The organism is Protofrankia sp. CiT1, from assembly GCF_917627335.1.
GTDB lineage: Bacteria > Actinomycetota > Actinomycetes > Frankiales > Frankiaceae > Protofrankia.
This window is the reverse complement of record NZ_CAKJTP010000096.1, coordinates 2421-11265: the sequence shown is the minus strand read 5'-3', so window position 1 is coordinate 11265 and position 8845 is coordinate 2421. Positions and strand designations below refer to the sequence as shown.

The following is an 8845-nucleotide window of genomic DNA, read 5'->3' as shown; positions in this document are numbered from 1 at the left end:
TGTGTCTGTGGTCCGTGTGTGCTCCAGGGCTCCGGCCGGGCGGTGTGACGGGTTGACGATGAACCCGCCGTTCACGAAGCCGATGAAGGCGATATGGCCGGTACGGCTCTTAGAGCGTGTTTGAGATCGGGCTTTCGATCAGTGAGCCGCGTCCAGGCGCCCCCTGGCAAGGCGGGAGGCCGAAGCGATACCGGATGAGTTGTATCGGTTTGGCTGACAACGCAGCCAGGGGGCGCCTGGGCACGGCGAGCCGGAATGACGATCTCAAACGCGCTCTTAATGCATACCCAAGCCGTACCACTCGGGTTGCAACCTCGTGTCATCGGCACGTCCCGACTCGTCGATCGGCGGGAACTTGTACGGACCCACCGTGGCGGTCGCGTCCTCCATTCTCATTCCCGCGAAGGTCGCGTCGTTGCGGCGACGACATCGATCCTGATCCCAGAGAGTCAGCGCACCGTCCGTATCGTGCCGGGATCCACGGGGTTCCGGCACGATACGGACGCCAGGATGATGCCCTGACCGGTTGAGACCACCCCGCTGGAGACCGCCGCTCGGCCACGCCATCAAGAGCAACCGCCTGTTCTCGCCGGACACGACCGACGATGACCGTGCCGAGGCAGAGTGGTGGTCCAGGCGGTCGATGACACTGAACTCGACGTTCATGTCGCTTCCTTCTGCGCTAGGGCCCATACCACCAATGGGAAGTCCGGCTCGTTGTCGAGTGAGTGCTGCTCGGGCGCGTATTGTGCCCACTCGGTGAAGTTCGCGATGACACAGGCCCGGTTGCCCCACGATCCGGTGCGGATGGTGTCCAAGGGGAACCCGCATTCCGCGAGCAGATGTTTAAGTCCGAGTTCGGTCCAGCGCGAGCAGTCCACCGGCTGGTCATGGATACGGATCAGGAAGGGCGTGGTGATCAGGACGTATCCGCCGGGGTTCACCATCTGATGGATGTTGCGTCCGGCGCGGTAGGGCCACAGCACGTGTTCGAAGACCTGTTCCGCGATCACCAGATCGAACGTCTCGTCGAGGGTCCCCGCACAGACGTCGTAGTCGCTGTAGAAGACCGCTCGATAGGAGCGGAACGCAAACGCGTCTTCCCAGATCGTGCCGGCGATCTCCAGGACCGACAGCCGGCCGGTGTCGAGCGCACCGATCCACTGGCGCGTTGTCTGGTTCATGACGATGCGACACCATTGGCGGTCGGCGTCGGGCGGCTGGCGAACCAGTTGGGTTGTCTGGGGCTGCTCTGCCATGACTCCTACCGGATGCGACGAAGGAAACCTTTTGGGCACCAGGTGAGCAACAGACTCTCCCGCTCACGCTCGATCACGAAATCGGGGTGTTCGGCCACGAACGTCTCGACTGCCTCGTACGGCCCCGGCCGGGGCCCCATGTCCAGGCCGTGTCCGAGGATTCCGTCCTCCACGACGAAGGAGCCTCCCGGCTTGACCAGTTGGCCGTACAGCCGCAGCACGGTGAGGGTGTTGTCGTAGGTGTGCGCGCTGTCCTCGATGACGACAACCCGGGCCTGTGGGTCAAGCAGACTCTCGACCTGGTCGAACAACTCACATGCGTCGCCTTCGACCCAGGTGATGCGCGGATGCTCGCGTACCCGCCGCGGCACCGACTCGTGGGAGAGGTCGACGGCGATGACGCGCCCGTTGTCCATCAGGTCACACAGATGGGCCAAGGCCAGCGTGCTGCCGCCGAACCGGTTGCCGATCTCGATGATGACGTCGGGAGCCTGCTCGTACAACAGCTCCTGGTAGACCCACAGGTCGAGGGGGTTCTTCCAGGCCGGAACGCCGAAGTAGCTGGTTTGCGTGAGGAAGCGCTGCTGCAGCCTCGGCAGGACCTGGCGCAGCGGGACATCCAAGGCCTCCTCCAGATACAGCGGCGGTGGCGGGGGCTGCCGCGCGTATTTCTCCATCGCCCGCCGAGTCGTATCGTCGACCTTGGCTGCGGAGCCTCCGGAGAGGCGAGTGAACGCCTCCTCGCGCACATCCCACCAGACCTTGTTGATCCGGTACATCGGGTCGTCGTTCGCGCGCGCCTTCGCCATGTCGCAGTTCCATGGCTTCTGCCCCACGTAGTGGAGGTTCTTGATGGCGTCCAGGTTCCAGAGCTCGGGGTGCGCCCTGCTGATTCCCTTCGTCGCGTTGTACACGTAGTCCAGAGCGTGCCAGCTGTCGGCGAAGTACTCGTTCAGCAGGTCCTGCTCGGCAAAGTGCATCTGGTTGATCTCACGTTTGTGGATCGCCCCCGTCAGCTCCTTGTACATGGCCGTGGATGGCGCGGCGACGAGCAGTCCGGCGTTAAACCGCCGCAGCTGCTGGGACCCGCCGTGATACGGACAGTGCTCGACTCGGAAGTAGGCCGGGAAGTTGTCGAAGTGCAGAGCGTTGCACAGGCACTGGGGGGCCGCGGCGATGGTCCCCGTGTCTATCGGGACGTCGAAGAGCTCGTCCATGTTGCGCAGCACCAGCATGTCGGCATCCAGCCAGACCAGCCGGTCGTACTCCTCGAAGTTCCACATGGCCAGCTTGGTCCACGAATCGACGAGGTACGGGAACGCGTAGTCGATGAGCTTGACGGGCGCGGGAAGGATGGGTTCGATCTCGGCGGTGTGGCAGTTGTCGAGTGCGGCTATCCGGCGTCTGGCCTCGACGCTGACGGTTGGCGTCAGCATGACGAGAAGGCGATGCCGTGAGTTGACTGTGAGAAGGGAGTACGCGAGTACGACGACACCGTCGACGTATCCGTCATTGGTCACCATGGTAACCCAGGCCCTGCCGTTGTCCATCTCCCGAGCGGATCGTGTCATCGAGGCGTGTCTCCTTTTCGGAAGCCGGTGGATCATCCGCGGTCAACAGCCCTCTGGTGTGACGACAGAGGAGGGGGTAAGGCCGCTGCTCGGGTGCGTTCGCTCGACGATGTCCTGGATTCCGTTCGGTCACGTCCGGGACGAAGAGCTCTTGGACGTTCGATGCTCGGTCGATGGTGTTGCGCGGATTCGGTTCGGTACCGGTGGATAGATCGTCGATGGCCGCGGTGACCGCCCCCGCGGCCGCTAAGTGGCTTAGAGCGCCCGGCAATAGGGGTGTGGATCAAGGAGCGGGGCTGGGGTGCGTGCATCGCGAGGCGGCGGAGGGAGCCACCCTGGCGTTGGGTGTCGACCGACGACAACGCGGCGAGGTGCGTGCCCCAGCCCCGCGACGCCGCGCCCCTATTGCCGGTCGCTCTTACTACATGTCCGCCGATGAACCCAGCGCCGCCGGTTAGCGGAATCTTCACCCAGACCCCCGTCCTCCTTCGCGCAGCGCTTTACGCCGTCCATGCACGATCGACACAGGATGCGGCTGTCCGCCGAGAGTTCACCCGGCCGACGATGATCTGCATGTGAAAGGTCTGGCCGGTGCTACTCTGACGCAACCGTACCAAACATGTACCATCTGAATCCAAGCAAGTTGTCGAATACTGTGGGTGACATATGTGATCCAAAAAGCAATGGGTGCCGCGGGCTCGGTGCGGGTGCGGGCGTTGTGAACCCGACCGGCAGTGCCCGGTCCCGCAGGCATCTGACATCGCCATGGCCTGCATGTTTGGACATTCCCTGGTACGGGCCGGCATGTTCTGGCAGGTATGCCAAGGTTCTTTTTAATCTCTGGGTTCAGGCTTCGGGCCCCTGGCGGCCCGCCACGCTACGTAGTTGACCTCTAGTCTGGTCAAATAGATTGACTGATCGGTCGGAACACTCGGGGGCCACCTAAACGATCAGATAGGCGGGCTTGTCTCCTGGTTCGTACGGAAAGATGGTTCTCACCCGGCGACCCTAATTTGACTACTTTGGGTAAAATCTGGTCCGGCGACGTCGAGCAGAACTGGCTCACCAGGTTCGGGTTGCCAGGGAGGGCCTGTCGGCTGCCCGTGGGGCCGGTTTGACGGGCTCAGTGGCCGGCGGGACGCTGCGGCCGTCGATGTTGGTATCAGGCGGGCCATACGGCTCCAGCCACGAGCTGTCGGCGAGGCGGCCTTCAAGGTAGGCAGGTCAGGCTCCCCCGCCACTTTCAAGCTATAGCGCATCGGGGGTCTTGCGGCAAGGCCCCGGTGGTGCCGCAGAATCGCTCCCCATTGTCAGAACGACAGGCGAGGGGTAGCGACGTGCGGGAGTACGCGGTGGTAATCGTCGGCGGTGGGCCGACGGGGATGATGCTGGCCGGGGAACTGGCGCTGGCGGGTGTAGACGTTGCGATTGTCGAGCGGCGCCCGACGCCAGAGCTCGCCGGCTCGCGTGCGGGCGGGTTCCACTCCCGCACGATCGAGATCCTCGACCAGCGTGGCATCGCCGGCCGCTTTCTGGACGAGGGACAGGTCGCGCAGACAGCGCGGTTCGGCGCCATGGTGCTGGACATCAGCGATTTCCCCACCCGGCATCCGTACGGACTGGGGCTGTGGCAGAACCACATTGAGCGGATCATGGCCGGCTGGCTGGACGAACTCGGCGTGCTCATCCATCGCGGTCGTGAGGTCATCGGGTTCGTGCAGGACGAGGGCTGCGTCGAGGTCCGCCTCGCCTCCGGCGAGACGATCCGCGCCGCCTACCTCGTCGGCGCGGACGGGGGACGCAGTGTGATCCGCCGGGCGGCCGGCATCGCGTTCGAGGGCTGGGACGCGACGCGCAGCCACCTGATCGCCGAGGTGCGGCTGAGCGAGGAACCGGAATGGGGCACTCGTCTCGATGCTGTCGGCGTCCATGGCCTGGGCAGGGTGGACTACGAGATCCGCGACGGCGAGGTGGTCTACGCCGACGAAGGGCCGGTACGGGTCATGGTGACCGAGGAGCGCGTCGGCCCCGCCACCAAACCCACGCTCGACGACCTCCGCGCGGCGCTCACCCACGTCTACCACACCGATTTCGGCGTCCACAACCCGACCTGGCTCTCGCGCTTCACCGACGCGACCCGGCAAGCCGCGGCGTACCGCGACCGGCGTGTGCTGCTCGCGGGCGACGCCGCGCATATCCACTCGCCCGCCGGGGGGCAGGGCATCGGCCTCGGAGTCCAGGACGCGGTGAACCTCGGATGGAAGCTCGCTCAGGTGGTCAAAGGCGTGTCACCCGACTCGCTGCTCGACACGTACCACACCGAGCGGCACCCCGCAGACGCCTGCGCGCTGCGGCACACGATGGCGCAGAGTGCCACACAGCGGCAGGACGAACGGGTATGCGCGCTGCGCGACATCACCGCTGACCTGCTCACCATCAATGCTGCGCGCGTACGCGTCGCCGCGCTCATCCACGGCCTCGACGTGCGATACGACCTCGGCGATGACCACCCGCTGCTCGGACGCCGCATGCCCGACTTCGACCTCATCACCGCGACCGGGCCGCTGCGGACCTACGCGCTGCTCCATGCCGGCAGGCCGACATTGATCAACTTCGGCGACCGCGGCAGCATCGACATCACACCGTGGGCCGATCGAGTGCGGCTCACCGACGCAACCTACGACGGTGCGTGGGAGCTTCCCGTGCTCGGAACGGTCACCGCACCCAGCGCGGTGCTGATCCGCCCCGACGGCCACGCCGCCTGGGTAGGCGATGGCACCAGTCTTGGGCTGGACGACGCGCTCACCCGCTGGTTCGGATCACCCGCCATGGTCACGAACATGCGATCCCCGGACCCACAGCCGGGCGGAATCAAGCGGTCAAGGCGACACATGCCTTTCCAGTAGATCGTTGAACACTTCTACCGGCTTGCGCCAGCCCAAGGTCTCACGAGGCCTGCCATTCAGCTCCGCGGCCACGACGGCTACTGGTAGTGGTAGCGACAGGAGATGATGGTGATCTGGCTGAGCTCAATTGCGTAGACCAGTCGATGCTCGTCGTCGATCCGGCGCGACCGTAGCCCGGCCAGGTTGTTGCGCAACAGCTCGGGCTTACCGATCCCCGGCCCCTCGGGATCGCGTTTGATGTCTGCGATCAACGCGTTGATCCGTTTGAGCGTCTTGCGATCCTGGTTCTGCCAGTAAAGGTAGTCATCCCAGGCATGGTCGGTCCAGGTCAGCTTCACTCGTCAGGACTCAGCGGCCGCTCGACAGCTTCACCCGAGTGCCACTGTTCTACGCTCTCCATCAGCCGCCTGGCGTTGACAGGAGTGCGCAACAGGTAGTTGGTCTCGACGATCGAGTCCCAGTCCTCCTTGCTCACGAGGACAGCATTCCCACGCTTCGAGACGATCTCGACGGGGGTGTGATCGGCATTGACCTGCTCGATCAGCGGAAACAGGGTCTTACGCGCCTCGCTGGCACTGATCGCCGCTACCATGCCGTCTCCCGATCCACCACCAGGCCAGTGTTGTACCAAATACGGTACAACACTGGGGGCCAAGGGCACCTCGCCACCGCCCGCCGTCGCGCCGAACGGACCCGCTGACAAGCCCTCACCGCGCTGCGCCATCTCGGCGCCACCGGCACCCCGGTGACCTTCGACGCCGTCGCCCGTCACGCCGACGTGTCCCGGTCCTGGCTCTACACCCAGCCTAGACCGTTCCCGATGTTGTTGACACCTGCTCATCGACGCGGGACGCAAGTGACCGTCAGCGTTGCCCGTCCACGTTCGTGGACATCGTGAATTGCCTACGAACGAAGGCAACCTGTATTGTCTACGAACGAAGGCAAATCGGACCGCCTATGAGCGTCGACAGGATGCCGCCATGGCCAACATCACCAACGCCCGTCAGCTCGGCGCGGAGGTACGCGAGGCCCGCAAGAGGCGAGGCCTGTCACAGGAGGATCTTGCCGCCCAGGCAGGGGTCTCCCGCGCCTGGCTGACCCGCTTCGAGACCGGCCATCCGACAGCGAGCGTCGAGCCCCTCTTCCGGGTGCTCAGCGCCCTGGGCCTGAGCCTGGACCTGGCCGAACGTACGGTCACCGAGGCCGAGGCCGCGGTCCTTGCCGCCCTCGCGACACGGGCGAGGCGCTGATGGCGGCACGCAGCTTGCTGGTGGTCCTCTACGGCGTCGCGGTTGGCCGGGTCGCACAGCGCAGCTCCACCGCCGAGCCTGAGTTCACCTACGAGCCGGCCTACCTCGCGACCAGGCCCAGTACTCCGCTGGGCGTGCGGATGCCACTGAGCGGAACGACCTACCGAGGTAGGAGCGTCCGCGCCTACCTTGAGGGCGTGCTGCCTGAAGACCCCCGGACGCGGCAGCGTTGGGGGGCTGCGCTGGGCGTCGAGCCCGATGACACGCTGGCGATCCTCGCCCAGATGGGCTGGGACTGCCCCGGTGCGGTGCAGTTCTGCGAACCCGACGCGGTCGACGAGATGCTCTCCCGCGCCCAGGAAACGCGGCCTGTCAGTGACCAGGACATAGCGCAGCGGCTCCGTGCACTGCGCACCGGGGACGCGGCCTCCTGGAGCCTGCCCCACGAACACTGGTCGCTGCCCGGCCAGCAGTCGAAGTTCGCGCTCGCGAAGCTGCCCACTGGCTGGCACGAGGCACATGGCTCCGCGGCGACAACCCACATCATCAAGCCCGGTATCGGGCGCCTCCACCACCAGTCCCTCGTCGAGCACGCCACGATGCGCGCGGCCAGCGCGCTCGGGCTCGACGTCGCCCACACCGAGTTCACCCGTTTCGGCGACGGCGAGCCGGCGATCGTCATCGAGCGCTACGACCGCGTCATCCTCGACGACGGTGCCGTTCTGCGCCTCCATCAGGAGGACTTCTGCTCCGCCAGCGGACGGCTCCCGTCGAAGAAGTACGAAGCGCACGGCGGCCCCGGACTCACCGACCTCGCCCGGATCGTCGAGCAGAACTCACGCGGCCACGCCGCCGCCGGTTTGGCCGCGCTCGGCGACTTCGCCGCCATCAACTACGTCACCGGCGCGCCCGATGGCCACGCGAAAAACGTGTCTCTCCTGCTGCTCCCCAACGAGATCAAGGTTGCCCCGCTCTACGATCTCGCCACCAGCCTCCCCTACGACGCCGACCCGGGCCTGCGCGAGGTCGCGGTCGGGATCGGCGGCCGGCGGAAGTTCGGACAGGTGCTCGGCAGGCACTGGGACCGCGCGGCGGCCGTCCTCGGCATCCCTGCCGAGCAGTACCGCCAGACCGCCAGGGAGATGGCTGGGCGCTTCCCGGACGCGTTCTCCGACGCGCTCACAGAGGTCGGTACGTCCGAGGCCGAGGAGGTACGAACGCGTTCGATCGACCGCATCGCCCGGCACACCCGCCAGCTGGCGGAACGCCTCGACGATCCGATGGGACGCTGACGCCGCCGGCGTGTCCGGCTTACCGGTCACGCCTCGACACGCGGAGCCCGCCAGCAGAGGCGCATCCATCCGCACGGCGACGGCGTCGTCGTTGACCACACGCTGTAGCAGCCGGTCCTTCCGCGCGGTGGACAGCTTTGCGATCCAGGCTGCCAAGCGTGCGGGACTGTCTGTGGCTTCGCCGAGCGGTGGGCTGCTTGCCTTGGCCGCGACCGCAAGGAGGTCGTCGTCGAGGCGAAGGAAATCGGCCAGCTCGCGCTGCGGTGCCGTGAACCCGCCCATCTCCAGTCTCCCTCTGCACCGCCCAGAGATTTCGCAACCTCTGATGGGTGGTATCGCTGCGCAGATGGCTGACCATACTGCGGGCCATACGCGCCGACCCGCAGCCGTCCGCGCAGGGTCTCCGCCGAAATTGGGCGTCGGTCGTTGCTGGTGCATATTCTTAGCCTGTGCGTAATGAAACGATCGCGCTGGCGGGTCTTGTCTCCGCAGCCAGGTGATCGTCGACCTGCGTCGGGAACCTCGCCCGGCACTGGCCGATCGTCGGATGCGGCCCGCGTGGCGTCC

7 protein-coding genes are annotated in these 8845 nt (G+C 65.9%); 3 read left to right on the top strand and 4 right to left on the bottom strand.

Features of this window, described 5'->3' with window-relative positions; translation table 11 throughout:
• Positions 1–662: 662 nt before the first annotated feature.
• Together MJ785_RS15045 and MJ785_RS15040 are read right to left on the bottom strand one after the other, a co-directional pair.
• A complete protein-coding gene (locus MJ785_RS15045; protein ID WP_239375587.1) occupies positions 663–1259 on the bottom strand; it encodes a methyltransferase domain-containing protein in 597 nt (198 codons plus the stop codon).
• 5 nt (positions 1260–1264) lie between these two features.
• Positions 1265–2830: a CmcI family methyltransferase gene (locus MJ785_RS15040; RefSeq protein ID WP_239381415.1), complete on the bottom strand. Its 1566-nt coding sequence runs from the start codon at positions 2828–2830 to the stop codon at positions 1265–1267.
• 1337 nt (positions 2831–4167) lie between these two features.
• Here MJ785_RS15040 and MJ785_RS15035 point away from each other — a divergent pair.
• On the top strand, positions 4168–5736 hold the full coding sequence (locus MJ785_RS15035) for an FAD-dependent monooxygenase (RefSeq protein WP_239309884.1): 1569 nt from the start codon (positions 4168–4170) through the stop codon (positions 5734–5736).
• A gap of 77 nt (positions 5737–5813) precedes the next feature.
• On the opposite strand, the gene MJ785_RS15030 is transcribed toward MJ785_RS15035, so the two are convergent.
• The gene (locus MJ785_RS15030; protein ID WP_239381413.1) at positions 5814–6074 is read right to left on the bottom strand and encodes a Txe/YoeB family addiction module toxin; all 261 of its coding nucleotides are present in this window, start codon (positions 6072–6074) and stop codon (positions 5814–5816) included.
• Complete coding sequence (locus MJ785_RS15025; protein ID WP_239309882.1) at positions 6071–6328, bottom strand: type II toxin-antitoxin system Phd/YefM family antitoxin; 258 nt, start codon at positions 6326–6328, stop codon at positions 6071–6073. Before MJ785_RS15025 ends, MJ785_RS15030 begins: the two co-directional genes overlap by 4 nt.
• A gap of 388 nt (positions 6329–6716) precedes the next feature.
• Here MJ785_RS15025 and MJ785_RS15020 point away from each other — a divergent pair, with 388 nt between their 5' ends.
• Entirely contained in the window at positions 6717–6986 is a 270-nt protein-coding gene (locus MJ785_RS15020) for a helix-turn-helix domain-containing protein (RefSeq protein WP_239309881.1), read from the top strand.
• Entirely contained in the window at positions 6986–8278 is a 1293-nt protein-coding gene (locus MJ785_RS15015) for a type II toxin-antitoxin system HipA family toxin (RefSeq protein WP_239381411.1), read from the top strand. Before MJ785_RS15020 ends, MJ785_RS15015 begins: the two co-directional genes overlap by 1 nt.
• Positions 8279–8845 lie beyond the last annotated feature (567 nt).